Raw genomic sequence first — 24,025 nt, forward strand, 5'->3', positions numbered from 1 at the left:
CACCTCGCCCGGCCTGACCAATGACGGCACGCCGGTCATCTCCGGCACCGCGGAAGCCGGCGCCACGGTGATCCTGACCATTGGCGGTGCCACCTACATCACCACGGCAACCGGCGGGAGCTGGTCCATCGACACCGGAACCGCCACGCCGACAAGCGGCACCCTGGCGCTGAACCCGAACGGCAACAACAATGTGTCGGCCATCGCGACCGATGCGGCGGGCAACATCTCCGGCCAGGGCACCCAGACGCTGGTTATCGATGCCACGCCGCCGGGCGCGCCGGTCATCACCTCGTCCGGCCCGACCAATGACAGCACGCCGGTGATCTCCGGTACCGCAGAAGCCGGCACCACCATCACCCTGACCATCGGGGGCGCCACCTACACCACCACGGCCATCGGTGGTGTCTGGTCCATCGATACCGAAACGGCAACCCCGACCAGCGGAACGCTGGCGCTGAATACCAATGGCGACAACAGCGTATCCGTCACGGCCACGGACCCGTCAGGCAATGTGTCCGCGCCCGCCACGCAGACATTGACCATCGATACGACGGCACCCGGCGCGCCCGTAGTCACCTCCCCGTCGCTGACCGGTGACAACACGCCCGTCATCACGGGCACGGCGGAGGCCGGAAGCATCGTCACGCTGACCATCGGCGGCGCCACCTACACCACCCTTGCCACGGACGGCGTCTGGTCCATCGACACCGGGACGGCCACGCCGGCCAGCGGCACCCTGACGCTCAACCCCGATGGCGACAATGGGGTCACGGTGACGGCGACGGACCCGGCCGGCAACATCTCCGGACCCGGCAGCCAGACCCTGGTCATCGACAGCACCGCACCGGCGGCACCCGGCATCGACCTCGTGCCCCCCGGGGAGAACATGCCTGCCATCACCGGCACCGCGGAGGCCGGAAGCATCGTCACCGTCACGGTAGGCGGCGCGACCTATACGACGGTGGCCACGGGCGGTACCTGGACGGTGGACCTGGCCACGGCCACCCCGGTTTCCGGAACCCTGTCGCTCAACCCGGCTGGCGACAACGCCATCACGGCCACGGCGACCGATGGCGCCGGCAATGTTTCCGCCCCCGGCAATGGCAATGTGGTGATCGACGCCACACCGCCGGAGGCTCCGACGATCTCCTCGGCGGCCAACACGGGCAATCCCACACCGGTGATCACCGGCACGGCGGAGGCGGGGGCCACCGTCACCGTCACGGTGGGGGGTGCCATCTACAGCACGGTCGCCACGGACGGCGCCTGGTCCATCGACCTGGGCACCGCAACACCGGTATCGGGCACCCTGTCGCTCGACGTGAATGGCACCAATACCATCACGGCGACGGCGACCGACGCCGCCGGCAATGTCTCCGCGCCGGGCAACCAGTTCCTGGTCATCGACACCACGGCCCCGACCGCGGTGACGGTGGCCTTCGAGGACACCACCATCGATGCCGGCGAGCAGGTGAATGTCGCCTTCACCATTGCCGGGGCAGAGCCGGGCGCCAGCTATGTCTGGACCATCACCTCTTCCGGTGGCGGTTCGATCAGCGGCAGCGGCCTGCTGTCCGCAGCCGATGCCCGCATCAGCGGCCTGAACCTGTCCGGTCTCGGGGATGGGGCGCTCAGCCTGACCGTCACCGTGACGGACGCCGTCGGCAACATCTCCCCGACCTTCACCGCCAGTGCGGCCAAGGTGCAGGTGACGGCGGAGAAGCCGGTGCCGGAGGTCCCGGCCCCGGTGGAGAATATCGACGGCGCCCTGGTGGAGGGCGGCACCGCCACCCTGTCAGACGGCACCCAGGTCAGCACCGTCGTGATCGTCGCCCCGACCGAAAGCCGGGAAGAGGATCCCAGCACCCCGAACCAGAACCTGGCCGATGTGCCGGTGGTGCGGGAACGGATGCTCGACCCGGTCACCGGTCAGGTCAGCACGGTGATGACGTTGAGCGTGGGTGTGCCGATCGGTGTCAATGTCACCAGTTCGGGCAACTCATCGCGCACGACAGGAGCACAGTCGCTGACCGATCTGATCCGCGAGATCGAACAGCGCACCGACGCCGGCTCCAGCTCCCGCACCGACCTGACGGGCGGCGGCACCGGCTTCCTGTCGGTCCTGCCGCAGGACAGCGCGCTGCTGGTCCGCAGCATCGATCTTTCCGGTGCTGGCGACACCAGCCAGCCCGGCGGCAGCACCCTCCAGATCACCGGGAATACGCTGAGCGGGACCCTGCCCACCGCCATCGTGCTGAACACCAGCGCCGCGAACACCCCGATCACGGCCGACATCAACAATGTGGAGTTCATCGCGGTGATCGGTCAGGCAACCCTGATCGGCGGGAAGGGCAATCAGGCGGTCTATGGCGATGCCAGCAGCCAGGTGATGATCCTGGGTCCGGGCGACGACCTGTTGTCAGGCGGTGGCGGCAACGACACCATCGCATCGACGCTGGGCAACGACACCCTGTCCGGTGATGAAGGCGACGATGTCGTACATGGCGGCGAGGGCGACGACTGGGTGATGGGCGGTGCCGACAACGACCTGGTTGGCGGCGGCAGCGGCAACGACTACGGCTTCGGCGGCACCGGCAACGACACGGTGTTCGGCGAGGAAGGCGACGACATCCTTACCGGCAACGAAGGCAACGACACCGTCGATGGCGGCACCGGCAACGACACGCTGTTCGGCGAGGATGGTGACGACCTGCTGCATGGCGGCGAAGGCGACGACATCATCCTCGGCGGCACCGGCAACGACACCGCGATGGGAGGCGATGGCGACGACCTGATCAGCCTGGGCGAGGACGACGATATCGGCGTCGGCGGGACTGGCAACGACATCCTGTTCGGCGACGAGGGCAATGACACGCTGTTCGGCGGCGAAGGCGACGACATCATGAATGGTGGAGCGGGCGACGACCTGATCTTCGCCGATGGCGGGGCCGACACGCTGTGGGGCGGCGAGGGGGCCGACACCTTCGCCTTCGGCCGCCAGTCCGGCGGCACGGTCATCGCGGATTTCCAGGTGGGTGTCGACCGCCTGGCCATCTACGACGCCGGCCTCTCCCTCGCCGATGTCATCGCGTCGGCCCGGCTGGTCGATGGCAACACCGTGCTCGACCTGGGCAATGGTGGTTCCATCACCATCCTCGGTGTCACCGGGCCTGTGGCCACCTGGTTCCTGGACACCGCCGCCACCTGACCCGGCACCGCGCAGGCGGGTGGGGCCGGCGGGACCATCCCCGCCTGCCCCACCCGCCTTGTTCCGATCCATAACGATCTTCCTGCACCGGATGATCGCCGGCAAACACCGATACCGGCACGGCAACCCAAGGCCGTGCTGGTATCGGTGTTTGCCGGTATGGGGATTGTCCGGAACCGATGCGTCAGAATTTCGCGCCTAGCGTCAGACCCCATTCGCGCGGCCGGCCATAGCTGACCTCCGCCAGACCGAAGGCCCCGCTGGCATTGCCCGAGACGAAATAACGCCGATCCGTCACGTTCGTGGCGAACAGGGCAAGCGTCCAGCTATCATCCGGTGCGGTGTAGGTCAGACGGGTGTTGACGATGCCATAGCCGGACTGTGCCACCAGTTCGGTATTGGCCACGTCGTTGTAGAACTTGCTGTAGGCCGACAGGTCGCCGCGCAGGCTGAGCGCGCCGCCATTTTCCAGCACATGCGTATATTGCAGCCCGGTGCTGGCGGTCCATTTCGGGGTCTTCACGAACTTGGCGGCATCGGTGATGGGCAGGATCTGGGTGGGGCCCAGGCCGGTGCCGACCTTGTCATACTGGGCGTCCGTGTAACCGAGCGCCAGGTCGAAATCCAGGCCGCGGGCCGGCTTGGCCCGCACTTCCAGCTCGGCACCCTTGATGGTGCCCTTGGCGGCATTGGCCACGAAGTTGCGCGGCGTCTGGTTCACGGTGAGCTGGATATTGTCATATTTGCTGAGATAGGCGGCGACATTGACGATCAGCCTGTTGTCCAGCCAGCCTGTCTTGGCACCGGCCTCGTAGGTCCAGATGGTCTCGGGCTGATACTGCGTCACCTCCGACTCATCCGCCAGCGGGCGGGCATTGAAGCCACCGCTCTTGAAACCCTTGCCCGCAGAGAAGTACAGCAGCGCGTCGCTGCTGGCCTTGTATTCAAGCCCCAGCTTGGGCGTGAAGGCGTTCCAGTTGCTCGACCGCTGCACATCGGTGAAAACAACCTGATCGCGCTGCCGGCGGTTGAAGACCGAAATCCATTTCTTGTCGCGGTTCCACCGCGCGCCAGCCGTGACGGACAAGGCGTCGGTGAGCTTGAAATTCCCCTGGCCGAACACGGCATAGGAACTGTTGTCGATACGGTTCAGGATGATCGTGGCCGGCGACATGGGCGGGCCCAGCGGCGGCCACAGGCCCATGGCCAGATCGGCCCTGGCATCATCGGTCCCTTCCTCGGTGAAGTAATAGACGCCGCCCACCCAGGTGAAACGCCCGTCAAACCCGTCACCGCTCAACTGAAATTCCTGGCTGAACTGCCACTGGTCGTCATCATTGAAGGTCTCGCGATAGGTGAAGGGCGTATTGTCACCGTCGCGGGCGAAGGTGGCCTGCAATTCGCGATAGGCCGTGATGCTCTTGGCCTCCACATTTCCCAGGTTCCAGGTCAGGGTCCCGGCCAGGCCCCACAGGTCCAGGTCGTTGACATTGGGACCCGAAGCCCAGGTCGTGAAGGGACTGTCGGTGATGAAGGAATTGTTCAGCGTCCTCTGTCCGTTGGGCGCCGTGATGCCCAGGGTCGGCGCCACCAGATCGTTGTAGTTCACCAGGAAGGGAACCCCCGTCAGGCCCGGCGCGGGTGCGATGGCCAGAAGCTTGTTGGGTGCCGAATGTTCACGCGCCCGCGTGACGTCACCCACGAGATGGAAATTGATATCTTCCGTAACATTCGTGGAAATCTGCAGCCGGGCGCTGTCGGCGTTGCGGTCGCCCATATCCTGTCCGTCCGACAGGCGCTTGGCATAACCGTCCCGGTTCAGCGATGAAACCGACAGGCGGGTCAACACCCTGCCATCAGCCAGGGGAAGGTTCAGCGTCCCCTTCACGTCCAGCCGGTTGAAACGCCCCGTGGTCAGTTCCACCCGGCCGGTCAGCGCGTCGGTCGGCCGCTGGGTGGTGATCAGAACGGCACCGCCGATGGTGTTCTTGCCGAACAGTGTACCTTGCGGTCCGCGCAGCACCTCCACGCTCTGCAAATCCACGGCATCCATGATGCCGCCGATGGACCGCGCATAATAGACGCCATCGACATAGAATCCGACGCCCGGATCGCTGAAGATGGCGAAGTCGTTCTGGCCGATGCCTCGGATGAAGACGGTAGCGTTGTAATTGCCTCCCGACAGGGCCGCGGCCCCGTCGAATCGGATATTCGGGGTGAAACGGGCAATATTGTCCAGCGTCTCCACATTGCGGGCCTCCAGCGCCTCGGCGGTGAAGGCGGAGACGGCGACCGGCGTGTCCTGCAACGCTTCCGACCGGCGCCGGGCCGTCACGACGATCTCCTCCAGCGTCGCTGAATCGGCGGGCTGCGCCACCGGCTGGGCCGTGGCGGGCGCCGCCATGGCCATTGCCAGTCCTGATGCCAGCAAAACGCGACAAGCGGTCCGGGCATGCGGCGGCACTCCGGCCGAATGCGGCCGGCGTTCAAGAGAACCCATGGAATCCTCCCTATCGGATCTTGATCTTATTGGTGGCTGCACAGGGACCTGCGGTCCCGCAATTGCTCATATCATTTTTTAACATAATAATTATGCTTCATTCCTTTTTTCTTTGCAAGAAACAAACTGGGGCAAAAAGATTTCCATCACACGTGATTATATTTATACAAGACCAATATTCTCCATATACAAATGTTAATAGTTGATCATTTCAACTAATATGACCGAAACACCAGGCGGCTTGCAATCACAGCGGACCGGAACAACCGCCTTGTCCCTGACGCAGAACGAGGATTCCGGTTTCGCCATGGACCCGCCCGTCCTGTAGATTGATGGCGTCCGCACCGGCGGGGCCGCCGGTGCCATGGAATGGTTGTCAGGACAGTTGGATGCGTGAACAGGCAGAGAAGGGGCGGCGTGCCCTGATCACCGGCATCACCAGCCAGGACGGCGCCTATCTGGCGGCCCTGCTGCTGGACAGGGGCTATCAGGTGACAGGCACCCTGCGTCCCGGCGGCACAGTGCCGGCGGGGGCGTGGCGGTTGGCGGAAATGGGGCTGACGGGCCGGGTGGCAATGGTCACGGCGGACCTGACCGACGCGCAGGCCGCCACCGGGCTGCTGGACGAATGCCGGCCGGCGGAGCTTTATCATCTGGCCGCCCACAGCTCGGTGCATTCCTCCTTCCAGGTGCCCGCACAAACCTTTGCCAGCAACGCCGTCGCCACCACCAACCTGCTGGAGGCCATCCGCACCCGCCACCCCGCCACCCGCTTCTACCACGCCTCGACATCAGAGATGTTCGGGGCGGCGCCGGAGGTGCCGCAGCGTGAAAGCACCCTGTTCCGGCCACGCAGCCCCTATGCGGTGGCGAAAGTGGCAGCCCATCAGATGACGACGCTCTACCGCGTCGCCTATGGCCTGTTCTGCGTCAACGGCATCCTGTTCAACCATGAATCGCCGCTGCGGGGGCCAGAGTTCGTCACCACCAAGATCGTGCGCAGCCTGACCGACTGGCAGCAGGGCCGGCGGGCCGCACCCATGGCGCTGGGCCGGCTGGATGCCCGCCGCGACTGGGGGTTCGCCGGGGATTATGTTCGCGGCATGTGGGCGATGCTGCAGGCCGGACAGCCCGATGATTACCTGCTGGCCACGGGCCGGACCTGGAGCGTGCGCGATTTCGTCTGCATGACGGCCGATGCGCTGGGCCTGCGCCTGGAATGGCAGGGGGAGGGACTGACCGAGCAGGCGATCGACCTGGATACCGGTCGGCCCTGCGTCACGGTCGACCCTTCCCTGTTCCGACCAGCGGAGGTGGGGGAGTTGCGGGGCGACAGTACGCGGGCCCGTCTGCGGCTGGGCTGGTCGCCTACCGTCGATCTGCCGGCCCTGGTCACCATGATGGTGACGGCCGAACAGGCACGCCGGGGATGACATAGGCCGTTCCGGGAACGGCAGCGGTCCCGGCGATGCCCCCACCCGCGCCAGATGCACCAATCCAGTTAACATGAAGCCGCCGGCCTGCCATAAGGACAGCCGGCCCGATGAGCCCGGAACAGGAGCGGTCACGACCCATGCAGACCATCGCCGCGCTGATGGCCGACGCCACCGCCCAGCATGATGCCGGCCGCACCGCCGCGGCGGCGGCCGGATACCGCGCCGTGCTGGCCCGACAGCCGGACCATGGGGAGGCACTGCAACGGCTGGGCGTGCTGCATCTCCAGACCGGCGACCATGGGGCGGCGTTGAAGGTGCTGGACGCCGCGGTGGCGGCCGGGCCGGCCACCCCTGCCCTGCATTCCAACCGCGCCAGCGCCCTGCGGCGGCTGGGCCGCATGCAGGAAGCCCTGGAATCCTGCATGAGGGCCCTGCGTCTGGCGCCGGATTTCACCGACGCCTATGTCAATCTGGTCAATATCCTGGACCAGATGCAGCGCTATGGCGACGCCATCGTGGCGCAGAGGCAGTTGATCATCCTGCGGCCCTTTTCCGGGGAAGCCAGGCTGCAGCTCGCCCGGCTCCTGATCCTGGACAATCAGGCCGAGGCGGCGATCGACGCCCTGTACGACCTGCTGGGCATGCAGCCGCTATCGGTCGCCGCCTATGTCAATATGGGGGTGGCGCTGCGGCGGCTGGGTCGGCACGAGGAGGCGGAGACCGCCTATCGTACCGCCCTGGGCTTCGCACCGGATGATTCCGGCCTGCTCTCCAACCTGGGCATCATCCTGCAGGACCGCGACCGGTATGCCGAGGCGATCGATTGCTTCCAGCGGGCCATCGCCTGTCAACCCAACAGCGCCGCGGCCCATCTGAACCTTTCCGTTGCCTACCGGGATGAAATGCGCATCGCGCAATCGGTGGAGGCGGCCCGTGCCGCCATCCGGCATGACCCCGGCCTGGCAGCCGCCCACAGTGCGCTGGCCGTGGCCCTGCTGATGCAGGGAAACTATGCGGAGGGGTTTGCCGAATATGAATGGCGCAGCCGCATGCCGGACTTCTCCTCCCCCAAGCGGAATTTCACCACGCCCGTCTGGGACGGGAGGGACATGAAAGGCCGTACACTGGTGGTGCATGACGAACAGGGTGTGGGCGATGCGCTGCAGTTCGTTCGCTACCTGCCGCCGCTGCGGGCGCGCGGCATCGATATCGTGCTGGAATGCAACGGCCAGTTGACCCGCCTTCTGGGGAGCATGCCGGGGATGGACAGGGTGGTCGGCCGTTACCAGCCCCTGCCGCCGCATGATGCGCATGTGTCGCTGCTGTCCCTGCCCCATCTACTGGGAGCGCGGATCGACAACATCCCGGCCAACGTGCCCTATCTGGCGACAGAGCCGGCCCTGGAAGCCGAATGGGCGGGCCGGCTGGCAGGCTTCACGGGCCTGAAGGTCGGGCTGGTCTGGGCCGGCAACCCGGAATTCAAGGCCGACCGGCTGCGCTCGCCGGGGCTGGCGGCGTTCCGGCCGCTTCTGGATGTGGCGGGCGTGTCCTTCTTCGGCCTGCAGAAGGGCGCAGGGCGCCAAGACCTTGAAAGCATCGGGCCGCTGCCCGCCTGTTTCACCGATCTGGGGCCGGACATCGGCGATTTCGCCGACACCGCCGCCATCATGGCCAATCTGGACCTGGTCATCACCTCCTGCACCGGGCCGGCGCATCTGGCCGGCGCGCTGGGGCGGCCGACCTGGACTGTGCTGCCCTTCGCCCCCGACTGGCGCTGGCTGGAAGACCGGACGGACACGATCTGGTACCCGACCATGCGATTGTTCCGGCAGGAAAGGCGCGGCGACTGGACAGCCGTGCTGGCGCGGGTGATGGCGGCGCTGACGGAACGGGCCGCTATGTCCAGGGAATGAAGGGACGGATGCCGCCGGCCGCCATGTCCGGCTGCACACACAGACGGGCGCGCCCGTTCAACCGGGCCGCCAACTGGCTGAACCCGCTGGCCGCACTGATGCCGACAATGTCGGCCTGGGTCAGCACATGGAAATCCTGCAGGAATTCCAGCCCCGGCCAGGATGGCGCCGCGTCGTCCAGCGTCACCGGCCGGAATTCCCGGAAGGCGGCACGTACCGAGGGGATATCGTCACTGGCCAGATAAAGGACCGGCCGGTCCAGCGTCGGCCACAGGTCACGCAGCCAGTCGACATACCAACCCGTCTCCGTGATGGGATAGCCGAAGGCCAGGAAGTCGCCACGCCTGATATGGATGGCGACGACGGTCCGTCCGACGGCGCGCAGGGCATCGACCGGCGGGTCGATCCAGGGTGCCCATTGCGGGCGCGGACGCAGCCAGGATCGGATGCGGTCACGATATTCCACGGGGTATTCATAAAGGAATAGCGGCGACAGCACGTCCCGGTCCATCACCGGCGGCCCCTGCCGTTCGCCCGTGACAAATCCGTTCAGCACGCGCCGCGCGAACGGCCACGGTGGCAGCGGGCCACCGGGCGCCGGGTCGTCCAGATCGAAATAGGCCCCCCCGACCCAGTCCGGCGTCTCCAGCACGCAGCCATGCTTTTCCGCGTAAAGCCGCAGCAGCACATATTCCAGCACATTATGGGCAAAGCGCCCCCGGTTGCCCAGCGAGCTGGAGGTAAGGCGCGGCCGGTCAGGCGCCGGATTGGCCGGGCGGTGCCATTGCCAGCCCTGCTGGCGGCGGGTCTGTTCCAGGGCGGCCAGCGACCGGACGGTGAAGGTCCAGCAATTGTCGGTACGCAGCTTCTCCAGCCGGCCGGCCGCCACTGCCGGATCGGCGCCCTCAGCCAGATCCAGCGCCGACAGGGCGGTCAGGCATTCCACCGTGTATTGCCGGCCAGCCAGCGGCACCGTGGCCAGCCGGGTGAACAGGCTGCGCGCATCCGCCAGATGCCCGCGACGCAGCAGCAGCGTATAAAGCAGTTCCAGGCAGGTGGGCACGTCGGTGCCGGACAGCGGCATATACCCGGCCAGGGCCGCTTCCGCTTCCCCATCCCGGCCCAGATCCACCAGCACCGCCACGACCCGCGACCGCGCCGCCGCCAGCCCCAGCCGGGCGGCACGGCCGTAGCATGCCAGCGCCCCTTCCGGGTCGGCCAGCCGATAGCGCAGGTTGCCAAGGTTGAACCAGATTTCCGGCGTCCCGGGGGACAGGCTGGCGGCCAGACGCAGCGCCGCCAGCGCCGCGCCCGTGTCACCCTTCTCCAGCAGGGCATTACCCAGGCCCATCCAGGCGGCCAGCAGGCCGGGTTCCAGCGACAAAGCGCGCCGCTGGCAGGCGATGGCCTCGTCGATCCGGTCGTCCTGGCGCAGAAGCAGGCCCAGATCGTGCTGGATGTCCGCACGCGACGGCATAAGCCGTGCCGCGCGGCGCAAGGCGCGGATGGCATCCGGCCGCCCCGCCCCGCCATGGCCGGCGGATGCCGATCCCAGCGCATGCCAGGCCGGGGCGTTGGCCGGGTCGATCGCCAGCACCCTCCGCCATTGCATCATGGCCGCCGGCGTATCGCCCCGGGCCATCAGGATGTTGGCCAGGTTCAGCCGGGCCTCCAGCAGATGCGGGGCCAGGGTCAGGGCACGACGGATCAGCGTCTCCGCCTCCGTCACCCGGCCGGACTGCCGCTCGGTCATGCCCAGCAGGTGCAGGGCGTCGGCATTCCCGGGTTCCGCCGCCAGCACGTCACGATAGGCTGACGCCGCACGGTCGATCCGGCCGGCGCGATGATGGGTCAGGCCGGCATCCAGGGCATCACGCATCATTGTCATCGTCTTGCCGCCCGGGCCCGCCGGTTCAGATACTGCTTTCGTCCGTCAGGTTGACGGGGCCATGGCGGAAGGGGATCCAGTCCTTCAATTCCGCCGAATATTGCAGCCCGTAGATCGATTTCAGGAAGATGCGGTCCAGCGCCGGGCTTTCGCGCAGTGTCCGCTCCCGATCGACCAGGGGCGAGGGCGCGAACAGCTTCTCCCACAGTTCGGCAGCCTCCACCGGGCGGCCGGCCTTCTGGGTATAGTCGCGGGCGGCATCGCTCAACTGCCAGGTTTCCTCGACCATATCGTAATAGCCCATGATCCGTTCCCCGGTTACCCACATCGCAAGACAGATACAGAAGCCGGTCAGGCCCGGCAAGGCTTGGCGGCAATGGCCTTGGTCCGGGCCAGTTCCGCCAGGGCGGCCATCGCCTGATCGAACACCGGTTCCCAGTCCTGGTCGTCGATCTGGCGGAACAGACGCATGCTGGGATACCAGGGCGTGCCCTGCCCGCGCTCACCATAGATCCAATAGGGCATGAACTGCACTAGGTTCCATACTGGCCGGCCCAGCGAACCTGCCAGATGCGCCGTGGAACTGTCGGTCATGATGACCAGGTCCAGTTGTTCCACCAGGGCGGCGGTATCGGCGAAATCCTCGATATGCGGCCCCAGCGGGGTCACCAGCAGCCGGGAGACGAGGGGGTCGAGCTGTTCCTCCGGCGGGCCCTTCTGCAGGCTGTACAGCCGCACACCGGGCACCGTGCCGAACCGCAGGAACCGCGACAGGCTGGTGGCGCGCCGCCCATTGTCGGCGAAGGTGACGCGGCCCGACCAGATGATACCGACCCGCAGGATACCCGGTTGGGCCGGTCCCAGCACCCGTGCCGCCTTGGCCCGCGCATCGGGCGGGATGTGCAGCCGCACCGGCGGCGGCACCGTGTCGAAACGGGTGCCGCACAGGAACGGCAGGCTCATCTGCGACGCCTGCACATCGAAATCGGGAAAGGCGGATCCAGCGGGCACGAATTCATCGACCGGCAGGCCCCCCAGCACGCGGCGCAGTTCCGGATGGCATTCGAACAGGATGCGCCCGCCGCGTGCCTTCACAAGCGGCACATAGCGTGCGGCCATCAGCGCATCGCCGAAGCCCTGCTCGGTGGACAGGAAGATACGTCGCCCGTCCAGCGGGCTGCCGTCCCAGAGCGTGCCCGGCGTGGGGCGGGTGCGGTATGCCGGGATATGGCGGCGGAACTCGTACTCCCGGAATCCCTCCTCATAATTGCCGACCTGCAGCAGCGTCAGCGCCCGTTCCCAATGCAGGTTGGCCGAGCCGGGATCGTCGGCCAGCGCGCGGTCCAGCATCAGCAGCGCGTCATGATAGGCTGTGGCCTTACGCCGGCCGATGGCGGCGTTGAACAGCAATTGCGGGCTGTCGCCCAGCAGGCGCATCGCCCGCGCATGCGCGTCGCCGGCCTCCGCATGGCGGCCGGCATCGGTCAGAAGATTACCCAGATTCGACCAGATGCCGGCATTGTCCGGCTCGTACTCCAGACCCCGATGGTAACAGACCAGCGCCTCATCGTTCCGGCCCGCCCGGCGCAGCAGGACGCCCAGCATGCTCCATGCCGCACCGTCGCGCGGATTGGCGCGCAACGCCGCCTCCGCCTGCTGGTACAGCGCCTCGTCGCCATTGGCGGGCGCGGGGGCCGGGGCGGGGGGCGCCAAGGGGGCCGGGGCGGGAAACGGCACCGTCACCGAGGCTTGATGGGGCGGCGGCATGGTGCTGCCGCCCGTTGTTCCGCGCTTCTTCTTCGATGTCGCGTTCATGCGGGGTCCCGCTGATGGCTACCAGGCGAACCGGACCTGGGCGGTCAAACCGTGCTGGGTGCGATCGGCGCTCAACGCCGCGTCATAGCGGGCCGTCAGGCGGACATTGTTGGGCAGCGCCAACGCCAGGCCACCGCCCAGCACGGCGGTATCGCGACCGGGCTCCGCGGCACGCACGACGAAATCCTGGCCCAGCAGCGATTGTCGCGTGTTGTAGCCGGGCTTCGACAGGTCATGTTCCCAGCGGGCCGACAGTTCTGGCAGCAGGGTGCCACCGCCATCCAGGGCCACCGGATGGCTGAGCCGCAGGCCAAGCCCGCCGCGAAGGGCAGCGTGGCTGTCACTGTCGACCGACAGGTTCAGGAAGTCCGCGCCCGTTTCCGTGAAGGCATCGGCATCACTGTCATCATAGCGCAGGAAGGCGGAGGGGACCAGCAGCGTACCGCCCAGGTCCACGCGGTAACCGGCCTCCACGCCCGCACCGATGCTCTTGCCGTCGGTCTCGCCGCTGGCGGTGCGGGTGGCGGTGCCGACGGTGACGACGCGGGTCGTCTCGTAATTGCTGAAGGTCAGACCGGCCTGGGCATCGATGAACAGGCCGTCCTGGCTCCAGCCCAGGTAATTGCCGACATAATAGCTGTCGATACTGGCGCGCCCGCTGTCCCGGCGGCCGGTCACCTTGCTGTCGGCATAGCCGACGGCAAAGCCGACCCGGAATTCGTCGCTCATGCCATAATCGACGCCGGCCACACCGCCGGCCATCCGGTGGCGGAAGCCCGGATTGTTGCCGTCGTCGCTGGTGCGCGCCCGGTTGCCGAACGCGCGACCCCAGGATTGCCAACCGGTGCCGCTGCCATGCAGCCCGCCCTGGTGGGTGGCGACCATGTCACCAAAGCCACGGCTGACATCCAGGGCGGCCAGCGGCAGGTTGGCGTTGAATTCACCGGAAACGCCGCCCAGCGCCACCGACAGCCCGTCCATGTCCATCGGGATCAGCGCATTCAGCAGCGGCTGGGCTGCGGCATTGCCGGAGGCTTCCAGCGCATCGACGGCACCGCCGGCCGCAGCCTGGTTTGCGGTCAGGCCGGTCAGCCCGCGATAGGATGCGGCGGCGACATACAGATCGACGCTGGTCGGGCTGTACAGGGCCACGACGCGCGTGCCGGCCGCCAGGCCATCCGTTGGCTGGGTGATGGTCGCGAAGGTGCCGTTGACGCCACCCTCCGCCTGGATCACGCCCGTCAGCCGCTGGCCCAGCGACAGGGTGTAGCTGTTGGTGCCCGCGGTTTCCCCTGCGGCATAGGTGATGCCGCGCAGCACAGGGGTCAGCGTCACGCCGCTGCCGATCGTGTAGCTGTTGCCGGCGCCGGTGACGATGACGCGGGAATAATTGCCAGCACCATTGCCCGTGCCCGGACCGTCGATCTCCAGCGCGAGGGTGGACCCTGCGGCCTGGGTGACCGGACCCGTGAAGGTCAGCGTGCCTGGCGAGTTGCCGGGGCGCAGCGTGCCGGCGATGGTGGTGGCGCCGGTGACATGCCCGCCACCGCGCAGGGTGCCCTGCGCACCCACCGTCACGGTGCTGGCGGCATTGCCGTTGACATACAACTGACCGGCATCGACGGCGATGGCCCCGCCGGTGACGTTACCTGTCAGGGCAGCCAGGCCGCCATCGCGCACCGCCAGGGTGCCACCGGCATTGTCGATGGCACCCGACAGGGTGGTACGCCCTGTGGTGGCGACCACCAGCGTGCCCAGATTGTTGATGTTGCTGGCGATCGTGCCCTGGCCGCCGCCCGTCAGGGTCAGGGGCGTGGCCGCGGCAGCCGTGTTGATGATGGTGCCGGCCAGCGCGATGGCCATGCCGTTATTGTCGATGGTGCCGCCCGTCGTCGCCACGTTCAGCGCCAGGGTCAGCGGCTGGCCCGGCTGGCCCAGCGCGCCGGCCGTCGCCGGACGCAGCGTGCCGCCATCGAAGGTCAGCGTGCGGACGCCGGAAAGGTCGGTGCCCTGTCCGGCCAAATCATCGGTGGTATAGAAAGTCTGGCCTTTGTCGATCACCAGCCCCATATGACCGGAGGGGTTCGGCGTGCAGGACGGGCACAGCGTGACGGTGACATTGTCGATATTCTGGGCCGCACCCAGCGATTCCGCGACGAAGCGCAGTACGGACTGGCCGCTGAACGCCTGGACGTTGAAGCTGTAGGTGGTCCAGTCCGTCGGCACGGCGTCCTCGCCGGCATAGCTGAAGATTTGCGTATCGCCGAAATAGGCGCTCAACACCTCGCCACCTTCGCTTTTGAAGTCGAAGGTGACGGTGTATTTCGCCCCGACGCCCGTGGCGACACCCTGGCTCAGGCTGTTGCTGGAAAACAGGAACTCGGCGCTGTGGCCGGTGCCGTCGGACCCGGCGCCCGCCCTCACCCCATCGGGATCGCTGGCGGTCCAGTTGTCGAAGATCACGGCGTCGGAGCCGGGAACCGACGTGAAGCTTTCAAATCCGCCATTGCAGATCAGCGCACCGGCGTCACACGTGGCCGCACCCGCCTGGGAAGCCGTCACGGCGGGAATTGCCACCCCCATCAGCAGACCGGCCTTTAACCCGACCAAGACATTGGCGGCAATCGAAGACCGGATTGTGACGCGCTTCATGGAAAGGCTCCCAAGATTGATTAATGGCACTTTAACAAGACGCAGTGGCGGTCGATGAATAACCTTGATACCTGATAAATTATGTACCAACAATGATAACGGATAGAATATGGCAATTGAAAAAGTATGCTGCTCGATTATCCGGTTGAGGTAGGCACTCCTTGATTGTAGTGGCCAGCTCCTCATGGAGGGTACGTGGAAGCTGTGACATCCGCCGCAAGAAATACCAGGCTATGCCCAAAAGGATAGACCGCCCCTCCCCTCTCACCCGCCATGCCTGTGCATATTCCCGCTGATCGCCTGCGCCATTCGGCTGGTGACAGCGGCCCAGTCGCCAGGGGATGGCGCCCTGAACATCCGGACGCAATCATACCACGGCGTCCTGTCGGGATGGCGCAGCCAGCGCCAGTCAGCCAGCCAGGGCAAGGCCAGGAAGGTCGGGCGCCCCATGGCACCCGCGACATGGACCATGGCGCTGTCGCAACTGATCACCAGATCCAGATTGGCGATGATGGCGGCACTGTCGACGAAGCTGTTGAAACCATCGTCCTGTTCAGCATCGGCGAGGCAGATGATGCCAAGCGGGCCGGCCAGGGGGGCCAACTGGTCCAGGCCGGCCCGCTGCTGCAGGCTGAACAGGCGGATGCCGGGAATGGCGGCGATGCGGGCGAAGGCGGCCAGCGGGATGGACCTGTCGGGCCCGTTGGCGTGCCAGTTGATGCCAACCCGGAACCCCTCCTGCCCGATCCGTTCCGCCCAGGTGGCGACCAGATCGGCGGGGGGATGCAGATAGGGCCTGTCGCCACCCGGAATGGTATCCGCCCCGGTGCCACACAGGCCCGGCAGGCTCATCAGCGGGGCGAAGCAATCGGCGGGCGGCAGCGGATCGCCATGGCAGACCAGTTGGTCGATATCCGGCACGCAGCCCAATATGTCCCGCATCACCGGCTGGCATTCAAACAGGGTGCGGGCCCCCATCCGCTTCAGCACGCTCATATAGCGGATGAATTGCAGCGTATCGCCCAGCCCCTGTTCGAAATGGACAAGAATGGTCTTGCCGGCCAGGGGGGAGCCATCCCAGCGCGGCAGGCCGGGAAAATGACGCTTCCAGCCCCAGACGGCTTGACGGTCGCGCCAGTCATAATGCGGCCAGCCTTCCTGCAACCGGCCTTGGGAGATCAGACAGGCACCCAGATTCTTGTGATATTCCGGCACGGTCGGGGCCAGCCGGATGGCCCGGCGATACCAGATGGCCGCCGCCTCCGGCCGGTTCTGCCGCCCGATGGCACCCCCCAGATTATTGGCGACCGATGCCATGTCCGGCTTCAATGCCACCGCCAGCCGGTAGGCCCGCTCCGCCTCCGCCGGCCGGTCCAGCGCCATCAGCGCATTGCCCAGGCGGAAGGCCGCATCTGGAAAGTCCGGCTGCTGCCGCAGCAGGCGCGCCAACAGGACCAGGGCCGGTTCCGGCCGCCCCTGTGCCGCCAGCAGGCTGCCCAGCCGGAACAATATATGGGGATGGTCGGGGCGCAGCCGATGGGCTGCCGACAGCACCGGCAAGGCCGCCGCACCCTGTCCGGAATCTTCCAGCGCGATGCCCAGGTTGAACAGGGCGACGGGATGGTCGGGCATCAGGCGCACGGCAGCGGCGAAATGACCGGCGGCCTCTCCCGGCCGCCCCGCCGCATGGGCGGCGATGCCGGCCTCGACCTGCAGACGGAAATCATCGGACATTCCTTGCTTCCCCTGTGGCCCTTCCTTTTGCAGGCTGCCGCCCATGGTATTAGGCACTGACAAGCGGCTTGGCAATGTCGGCCAGCACCGTCATGCTCCCGCCACCCGCCCCCGAAGAGACAACGCCTTGCACCCCGCTTCCCCGCCCGACCTGCTGCGCGCCATCATGGATGCCTATCGCCAGGGCCGGCTGATGGATGCGGAGGGCCTGTGCCGCCGGTTGTTGCAGCAGGACGCCGCCCATGTCGGTGGTCTGTTCATGCTGGCCGTGCTGCGCATGGCGGTGGGTGATGATGATGCGGCGGCACACCTGTTCCGGCGTACCCTGGTGCTGTCGCCTGCCATCGCCGATGCCTATGGCAATCTGGCGGCCATCCGGCAACGCCAGGGGGCCGTAACGGAAGCCGCAAGATTGCTGGACCATGCCCTGGCCCTGTCGCCGGACAATGCCGGCTGGCGGGCCAGCCGCGCCCTGCTGCGGCCGGACGGGGCAGCGGCGACAGGGGATTGCCGGCGCGCGCTGGTGCGGGCACCGGGCCTGTCCGCCGCGTGGCGGGCCATGGGCCATGCGCGGCGTCAGGCGGGCGACGCGGCAGGGGCCGCCACCGCCTTTGACCGCGCCCACCGCACCGACCCGGCCTTTCCCCTGACGCAGGACGAGAGCTTTACCTGCAAACTGCTGGCGGCTGACTGGCGGGATTATGACGGGCAGCGGCAGCGGCTGCTGACGCGCATCGACCAGGGCGGCCCCGCCCTGCCCTTGTTGACGCAATGGATCGGGGCCAGTCCGGCGCAACAACGCCGCGCCGCCGAGCGCGTGTGGAAGCACCAGGGCCAGGCGCTTTCCCCCGTTTCCCCCGCCCCCCGGCGATGGGGCGGCAAGGATGATGGCCGGTTGACCATCGCCTATCTCTCCGCCGATTTCCACGAGCATGCCACCGCCTATCTGATCGCGGAACTGTTTGAGCAGCATGACCGGCAGGGCTTCCGCGTCCTGGCCGGCAGTTATGGCAGAGAGGATGGCAGCGCCATCCGCCAGCGCATCCAGGGGGCTGTGGACCGCTTCCACGATCTGACCCGCATGGGGAATACAGAGGTTGCGGCATGGGCAGCGGCGGAGCACGTGGATATCCTGGTTGATCTGAAAGGTTATACGGCGGGCGGGCGGCTGGACCTGCTGTCACGCCGGCTGGCGCCGATACAGGTGGCCTATCTGGGCTATCCGGGCACAATGGGCGGCGGGGTGCTGGATTACCTGATCGGTGACCCCGTGGTCAGCCCGGCGGACCATCAGGCTTTTTACCATGAAAAGCTGGCCATCCTGCCCGATTGCTATCAGGTAAATGACCGCAAGCGCCCCCTGCCCACCACCATGCCTGACCGCGCCGCCCTGAGCCTGCCGGACCGGGGCTTCGTGTTCGGGGCGCTGCATACGCCGCAGAAGCTCAATCCCGCCCTGTTTGCGCTCTGGATGCGGCTGCTGCGCGCCGTGCCGGATAGTTGCCTGTGGCTGTACGATCCGCACGGGGCCGCCACCGGAAACCTGCGGGAAGCCGCACGACAGGCGGGGGTGAACCCGGCCCGGCTGGCCTTTGCCGGCCCCGCGCCGTTACCCGTGCATCTGGCGCGCTACCGCGCCATCGACCTGTGCCTGGACAGCTTCCCCTATACCGGCCACACCACCACGTCGGATGCGCTGTGGATGGGCGCGCCCGTGGTGGCCATGCTGGGCGACGGCTTTGCGGCCCGTGTATCGGCCAGCCTGCTACGGGCCGTCGGGCTGCCCAACCTGATCACCGCCGATGCGGCGGGGTACGAGGCGCTGGCCCTGGCACTGGCGCGCGACCCACCGCGGCTGGCAAGTCTGCGGCAACATCTGGAACAGGCACGCCCCACGGCCCCCCTGTTCGACACGCCGCGCTTCACGGCGCATCTGGAGGAAGCCTACCGGATGATGTGGGGCCGCCACCGTGCCGGCCTGCCGCCGGACACCCTCACCGTACCGCCACGCGCCTGACCAGGGCGTCGCGCACCCGCGCCATTACCGGCCCCCAATCGCCAGCCCGTTCCTGCCGGAACAGGCGCATGGTCGGATACCAGGGGCTGTCCTCCCCCGCCTCCCGCCAGCGCCAGTCGGCATTCAGCGGCAGCACGGTCCAGACCGGGCGGCCCATCGCGCCGGCCAGGTGCGGCGGTGCGGTGCAGGAGGAAATGACCAGATCCAGACTGGCCATGATGGCGGCACTATCGGCAAAATCCGCAATGGCCGGCCCCAGATCGGTGACGTTGGCCCCCAGCCGCCGGGCCATCCCGTCAAGATCACGCCGCCCCCCACCCTTCTGCAGGGCGAAGAACTGCACGCCCGGCACATCCAGCAGCGGCAGGAAAGCCGCCAGTCCGGGGGAGCGGCGATGATCATCCTTGAAATCCGGATTGCCGGCCCAGACCAGCCCCACCTTCAAACCGCCAGCCCCCGCCAGCCGGTCTGCCCAATGCGCCGCCAGCCCCGGTTCTGCCGCCAGATAGGGCACCGGGGCGGGTATGTCATCCAGACCCAGCCGATGCGGCAGGCTCATCATGGAGACATGGGCATCGTGGGGCGGCAGCGGATCGCCCCGCGCCACGATGCCGTGAACACCCCGAAGGCCGGCGAACAGCCGGGCCAGCGGCCGGGCGCATTCCACCACCACCCGCACCCCACGCTGTGCCAGCAGCGGAGCAAAGCGGGCGAACTGTATCCCGTCACCCAACCCCTGTTCATCATGGACCAGCAGGGTCAGCCCGGCGGGATCACTGCCGTTCCAGGCGGGTGAGGGATAGGGCTGTTCAGGGGGCGCATATTCCTTCAGCCGCGTGCGCCATTCATAGGCCGCGAAACCCACCCGCATCTGCCCTTTCAGCAACAGGCAGGTCGCCAGCAATGTGTTGGCCGGCGCATGGGCGGGATCGGCGGCCAGCGCCTGCCGGCAATAATCCATGGCCGCGTCGATGCGGTTCTGGTTGCGCAGCACCAGCCCGAGATTGAGCCAGGCATCGGCGAAATCCGGCTTCAACCGTATGGCCCGGCGCAGCCATGCCGCGGCCTCATTGTCGCGCCTGCCATCCTGGGCCAGGGCCAGCCCCAGATTATTCAGCGTCGCCGGGTCGTCAGGGACCAGCACCAGCGCCCGGCGATAGGCGTCCACCGCCGCCTCATAGTGCCGCTGGTTCTTCAGGGCGACACCCAGATTGACATGGGCGCGGGCATCATGCGGCGTGAGGCGCAGCAGGTCGCGCCACGCGGTTTCCGCCTCTCCATCACGCCCCAGCGCCATCAGTGACGATGCCAGCAGGAAGCGCTGCAAGGCACTGTCCGGCACCCGCGCGATATAGCGGCGCAGCGGCACCAGCGCCCCTTCATGGTCGCCCATGTCCAGCAGCACGCTGGCCAGATTATGCTGGGCCATGTCCATGTCGGGGTCGATCAGCACCGCTTCCCGGCCCGCAATGGCAGCCTCTTCCAGCCGCCCCAGCGCCCGCAGGGCCGTACAGAGGTTGGTGAAGGCCGCCGCATTGCCATGCCGCCGCCGCAGCGACCGGGCCAGCAGCGGGACAGCCCCCGCCGCATCCCCCCGCGCCAGCACCAGCGCGCCCAGGGCGCTCAACAGGTCCGGGTCATCCGGTCGATCCTGCAGCGCGCGGCGGTATTCGGCTTCCGCCGCCGCCAGCGGTTCATTGCCGCCGCTCATCCCGTCCCCTCCGGTGCCACCCAGCCTTTGGCGATGAAATCCGGCAGCAAAGCGCGCAGGGCAGCGGGGAAATGATCGTCGATGGGCACGCGGGCCAGGGCCGTCCACATGCCGGGGATGGCCCCCTCATCAAACCGGCCGGTGGTGAAGAACCGTTCCAGTCGGGTCCGGTTGGCAGCATCATCCTGTCCGAAACTGCCAATCATCTCCCGATGCGCAAAGGCATCCAGCTTGGCCAGGAACCGGTCGATCCCGCCCATCCAGGTAAAGTGCCAGCCGGCGGCGGGCAGGGGCTGGCCGATGCGCTGCTTGGCCAGATAGCGCATATTGTTGGCCCCCACCCGCTGCACCAGCTCATAGGGGGCCGCCGCCACCGATATCCAGGGATCGGGGGAGCGCAGGTTCAGGAAATAGAGATAGATATCCAATTCCGGGGCGAACAGGGCGGGGCCACCCGGCCCGGCATCGCGCAGATGCTGCACCACGGACGGACGCAGGATTTCATCGGCATCGCTGATGATCACCATATCGTCCGGTCCGGCAGCGGTCAGGCCGCGCAGGATCGCCTGGCGCTGGTGCCCTTCCCGCACCCAGGCAAAGCCGCCGGGATCATCGGCCACCACGACATGAATGATCTTGTCGGCATAGGCGGCGAAGCGCTGGCGGTTTTCCGCGAAATAAAGCGGCTTGGGCGTGCCGGCATGGGTATAGGTCGCCTCCACCAGCACGAAATGATCGACCACGGGCGACAGTTCGGCCAGCCGCAATTCCAGCAGGTCCAGCTCATTATAGAACTGGAAGCAATCATAGATCTTGCGCCCGCCCGGCGGCGGGGCCGGCAGGGTCGGGGTGATGGCACCGGTGGCGTTGAACCAGGACAGGAAGGCATCATAGCCGCGCAGCGTGCCCCACATGACGGAGCGCTCGCCCTCGTCATTATCATCCAGATGCAGCGACTGGCCGATCTGCCCGATCAGGGCCGATGCTTGCGCCTGCCAGCCGGGCTCAAGCCGGCCATTGGCCCCGTCGGTCATCACCGATCCCAGATTTTCCAGCATCAGGCGTTGCGCCAGGGCCAGCCGCGCCTGATTGAGCCGCACTCCCGCCCCCTCGTCACCGCCAAGGGAAGCCGCCTGCCTCAACAGTTCCACCTGTTCCGCCCGCCGCCCCTTCAGCCGGTGGCGCGCCGCCACCATGCGCAGCAGCAGGGCATGACGCTGACCGGCATCGCGGGTGGCCGCCTGCCGGGCCAGGCTGGCATCTTCGCCCAAGGCCGCCGCCACCTGGGCCATGGCGGGGAACAGGCGGGCGGCCTCCGTCCCATCCAGGGAGCCCGCCCGCGCCAGGGCGGCTGTTTCCGACGCCTCCAGCCAGCCGGACAGCAGGGAACGGGCCTGTTTCGTGGACAGCACCGCCGCACTGTCGATCCGCAGGGCGGCATCCGCCAGGGTCAAAGCCAGCCCATGATCGCCCATGCCGTAGGCGGCAGCACCAGCGGCCAGCCGGATGCCGGTATCGTCCGGCACCATATCCGCCACCAGCAGACAGGCCGCCAGCAGGGCGGGCGCGTCCCCGACATTCTGGGCCTGCAGCGCCACCTGCCTAGCGGCTGCCACCAGCATGTCAGCAAAGGGCCCCTTGGCCAGCAGCGGCCAGACCCCGCGCAGCGCCGCGACACGCCGGGCCAAAGACGCCCCATCCTCCCCCGCCGCTGCACCGGCCAGCAGCGCCGGCATCCAGCCCTGCCATTCCGCCATCGGCACCGGTCCGGCCAGCCGGCATGCGCGGCCCAGCGACAGCAGCGCGTCGGTCGCCTGGCCCTGTGCCGCCTGCACCTGCAGCAGCATCCGCCACGCCCCGGCATGGGCCGGGTCCAGCGCCAGCACCTGGGCGCAGATATCCGCCATCCCGTCATGATGGTCCACCATCGCCGGGCCGCGCAGCCGGGCCAGCAGGCCCGGCACGTCACCCGGCGGCGCCTGCCAGACCGTGGCATCCTGCATCCAGGCCTGCCATTGCGCGGCCCGCCGGTTCCAGCCTTCGGCGGCATCGGCCTGTGCCATCTGGGCCCGCAGGTGGCGGGCGGTGGCGGCCGGATCATCCCGGCGGCGGCGCAACTCATCCACCAGCGCATCGGCAAAGCGGGTGGCATGGTCCACCGGATCGGCCGGCACCGGCAGCAGCCGGGCAAAGCCGGCAGCCGTCTCCGTCAGCGCGCCCAGCCGGCTGGACATAACAAGGCAGCCGGCGGCCATCGCTTCCAGCACGCTGATGCAGGAGGTTTCGGCAAAGCGGTTGGGATAGGCCAGGGCCGTTACATCGCGCAAGCCGGCGGCCAGCGCCGGCTGGGTCACCCCGCCAATATACTCCACCCCGTCGGTCCGGCGGCACTGTTCATACAGCGCGCCATAGGGGTCGCGCGCCAGGGGCACCTGATAGGTTTCCAGCGAGGAATAGACGCGCAGCCGCGTGCCGGGAAGGGCGGCCCGGATGCGCGGCATCGCGGCCAGCAGCACATTCAGCCCCCGGAAGGGCGTGCTGGTATAGGCCAGGATGGGCGGCCAGGGCTTGGCCGCCACAATGTCCGCCCCGGCGGGAAACAGGCCGGCGAAACAGGGGGAAGGCGCGTTGCGCATGATATGGCAGCGATGCCGGGGCAGCCGGAAGCGGCGGATGAAATCCTCCCGCTGCCAGCGGCTGACAAAGATGAAGGCATCCCACATGCCGGCGATGGCGGGGTCGGCCAGTCCGGCCACCGCCGGCTGATCCCCGGCATGCTGGGTCCATAGCACCAGATGCCGGTCACCGGTCATGGCGGCGCGCAGCCCACGCACCCCGTCACCATCACAGCCCCCCATCACCACCAGCATGTCGGACTGCGCCAGCCCGGACACCGGCATGGCGGTGTGATGGTGGCACGAAACCCCGTCCACCCTGCCCGGTGTCGTGGTGCCATTGACCAGGGAGACATCGAAACCACCCCGCGCCAGGGCCGGCGCCAGATAGCAGACGGCCGATTGCGTGCCGCCCAGCGGGGCCATCCGCACCGTAAGGGGCGTGTAATCGCCGAAGGTCGTGTCGAAGAAGACGAGTTTCATGACCCTATGGACCGGCACTATCGTTCCGCTTTTTCTTCCTGTTAGCATAA

12 protein-coding genes are annotated in these 24,025 nt (G+C 67.4%); 4 read left to right on the top strand and 8 right to left on the bottom strand.

The features are described from left to right. A partial coding sequence (locus ACM9LZ_RS23220; RefSeq protein WP_416621903.1) for an Ig-like domain-containing protein occupies positions 1 to 3,211 on the top strand: 3,211 nt, incomplete at its 5' end. A gap of 184 nt (positions 3,212 to 3,395) precedes the next feature. On the opposite strand, the gene ACM9LZ_RS23225 is transcribed toward ACM9LZ_RS23220, so the two are convergent. Further along, the gene (locus ACM9LZ_RS23225) at positions 3,396 to 5,615 is read right to left on the bottom strand and encodes a TonB-dependent receptor (protein WP_416621904.1); all 2,220 of its coding nucleotides are present in this window, start codon (positions 5,613 to 5,615) and stop codon (positions 3,396 to 3,398) included. 485 nt (positions 5,616 to 6,100) lie between these two features. Between ACM9LZ_RS23225 and ACM9LZ_RS23230 the strand changes: the two genes are divergently transcribed. Together ACM9LZ_RS23230 and ACM9LZ_RS23235 are read left to right on the top strand one after the other, a co-directional pair. Continuing rightward, entirely contained in the window at positions 6,101 to 7,144 is a 1,044-nt protein-coding gene (locus tag ACM9LZ_RS23230; RefSeq protein WP_416621905.1) for a GDP-mannose 4,6-dehydratase, read from the top strand. A gap of 110 nt (positions 7,145 to 7,254) precedes the next feature. Further along, on the top strand, positions 7,255 to 9,060 hold the full coding sequence (locus ACM9LZ_RS23235) for a tetratricopeptide repeat protein (protein WP_416621906.1): 1,806 nt from the start codon (positions 7,255 to 7,257) through the stop codon (positions 9,058 to 9,060). Here the strand turns inward: ACM9LZ_RS23235 and ACM9LZ_RS23240 are convergent. From ACM9LZ_RS23240 to ACM9LZ_RS23260, 5 genes are all read right to left on the bottom strand, one after another. Beyond that, the gene (locus ACM9LZ_RS23240) at positions 9,044 to 10,942 is read right to left on the bottom strand and encodes a tetratricopeptide repeat protein (protein ID WP_416621907.1); all 1,899 of its coding nucleotides are present in this window, start codon (positions 10,940 to 10,942) and stop codon (positions 9,044 to 9,046) included. The genes ACM9LZ_RS23235 and ACM9LZ_RS23240 overlap by 17 nt on opposite strands. Before the next feature lie 31 nt (positions 10,943 to 10,973). After that, positions 10,974 to 11,252: a hypothetical protein gene (locus tag ACM9LZ_RS23245; protein WP_416621908.1), complete on the bottom strand. Its 279-nt coding sequence runs from the start codon at positions 11,250 to 11,252 to the stop codon at positions 10,974 to 10,976. Between the two features lie 47 nt (positions 11,253 to 11,299). Next, positions 11,300 to 12,763, bottom strand: coding sequence for a tetratricopeptide repeat protein (locus ACM9LZ_RS23250; RefSeq protein WP_416621909.1), 1,464 nt, complete (start codon positions 12,761 to 12,763; stop codon positions 11,300 to 11,302). 18 nt (positions 12,764 to 12,781) lie between these two features. Continuing rightward, positions 12,782 to 15,415 (bottom strand): autotransporter outer membrane beta-barrel domain-containing protein, encoded by a 2,634-nt coding sequence (locus tag ACM9LZ_RS23255; protein ID WP_416621910.1) that lies wholly within the window; start codon positions 15,413 to 15,415, stop codon positions 12,782 to 12,784. A gap of 264 nt (positions 15,416 to 15,679) precedes the next feature. Further along, positions 15,680 to 17,149 (bottom strand): tetratricopeptide repeat protein, encoded by a 1,470-nt coding sequence (locus tag ACM9LZ_RS23260; RefSeq protein ID WP_416621911.1) that lies wholly within the window; start codon positions 17,147 to 17,149, stop codon positions 15,680 to 15,682. A gap of 127 nt (positions 17,150 to 17,276) precedes the next feature. Between ACM9LZ_RS23260 and ACM9LZ_RS23265 the strand changes: the two genes are divergently transcribed. Beyond that, positions 17,277 to 19,166: an O-linked N-acetylglucosamine transferase, SPINDLY family protein gene (locus ACM9LZ_RS23265; RefSeq protein ID WP_416621912.1), complete on the top strand. Its 1,890-nt coding sequence runs from the start codon at positions 17,277 to 17,279 to the stop codon at positions 19,164 to 19,166. Here the strand turns inward: ACM9LZ_RS23265 and ACM9LZ_RS23270 are convergent. Both ACM9LZ_RS23270 and ACM9LZ_RS23275 read right to left on the bottom strand, forming a co-directional pair. Beyond that, on the bottom strand, positions 19,144 to 20,877 hold the full coding sequence (locus ACM9LZ_RS23270; RefSeq protein ID WP_416621913.1) for a tetratricopeptide repeat protein: 1,734 nt from the start codon (positions 20,875 to 20,877) through the stop codon (positions 19,144 to 19,146). The two genes, ACM9LZ_RS23265 and ACM9LZ_RS23270, sit on opposite strands and share 23 nt — an antisense overlap. Then, positions 20,874 to 23,975, bottom strand: a complete 3,102-nt coding sequence (locus ACM9LZ_RS23275) for a glycosyltransferase (RefSeq protein WP_416621914.1) — start codon at positions 23,973 to 23,975, stop codon at positions 20,874 to 20,876. Before ACM9LZ_RS23275 ends, ACM9LZ_RS23270 begins: the two co-directional genes overlap by 4 nt. Positions 23,976 to 24,025: the final 50 nt, after the last annotated feature.

It is taken from the genome of Niveispirillum fermenti (assembly GCF_048066175.1).
In the GTDB taxonomy this organism is placed as follows: Bacteria; Pseudomonadota; Alphaproteobacteria; order Azospirillales; family Azospirillaceae; genus Niveispirillum; species Niveispirillum fermenti.

Excerpts from the sequence above, each read along its gene's own strand:
- ACM9LZ_RS23270 (WP_416621913.1), bottom strand. The coding sequence starts at position 20,877 with ATGAGCGGCGGCAATGAACCGCTGGCGGCGGCGGAAGCCGAATACCGC.
- ACM9LZ_RS23240 (WP_416621907.1), bottom strand. The coding sequence starts at position 10,942 with ATGATGCGTGATGCCCTGGATGCCGGCCTGACCCATCATCGCGCCGGC.
- ACM9LZ_RS23235 (WP_416621906.1), top strand. The coding sequence starts at position 7,255 with ATGAGCCCGGAACAGGAGCGGTCACGACCCATGCAGACCATCGCCGCG.
- ACM9LZ_RS23260 (WP_416621911.1), bottom strand. The coding sequence starts at position 17,149 with ATGTCCGATGATTTCCGTCTGCAGGTCGAGGCCGGCATCGCCGCCCAT.
- ACM9LZ_RS23230 (WP_416621905.1), top strand. The coding sequence starts at position 6,101 with ATGCGTGAACAGGCAGAGAAGGGGCGGCGTGCCCTGATCACCGGCATC.
- ACM9LZ_RS23250 (WP_416621909.1), bottom strand. The coding sequence starts at position 12,763 with ATGAACGCGACATCGAAGAAGAAGCGCGGAACAACGGGCGGCAGCACC.
- ACM9LZ_RS23275 (WP_416621914.1), bottom strand. The coding sequence starts at position 23,975 with ATGAAACTCGTCTTCTTCGACACGACCTTCGGCGATTACACGCCCCTT.
- ACM9LZ_RS23225 (WP_416621904.1), bottom strand. The coding sequence starts at position 5,615 with ATGGCGGCGCCCGCCACGGCCCAGCCGGTGGCGCAGCCCGCCGATTCA.
- ACM9LZ_RS23245 (WP_416621908.1), bottom strand. The coding sequence starts at position 11,252 with ATGGGCTATTACGATATGGTCGAGGAAACCTGGCAGTTGAGCGATGCC.
- ACM9LZ_RS23255 (WP_416621910.1), bottom strand. The coding sequence starts at position 15,415 with ATGAAGCGCGTCACAATCCGGTCTTCGATTGCCGCCAATGTCTTGGTC.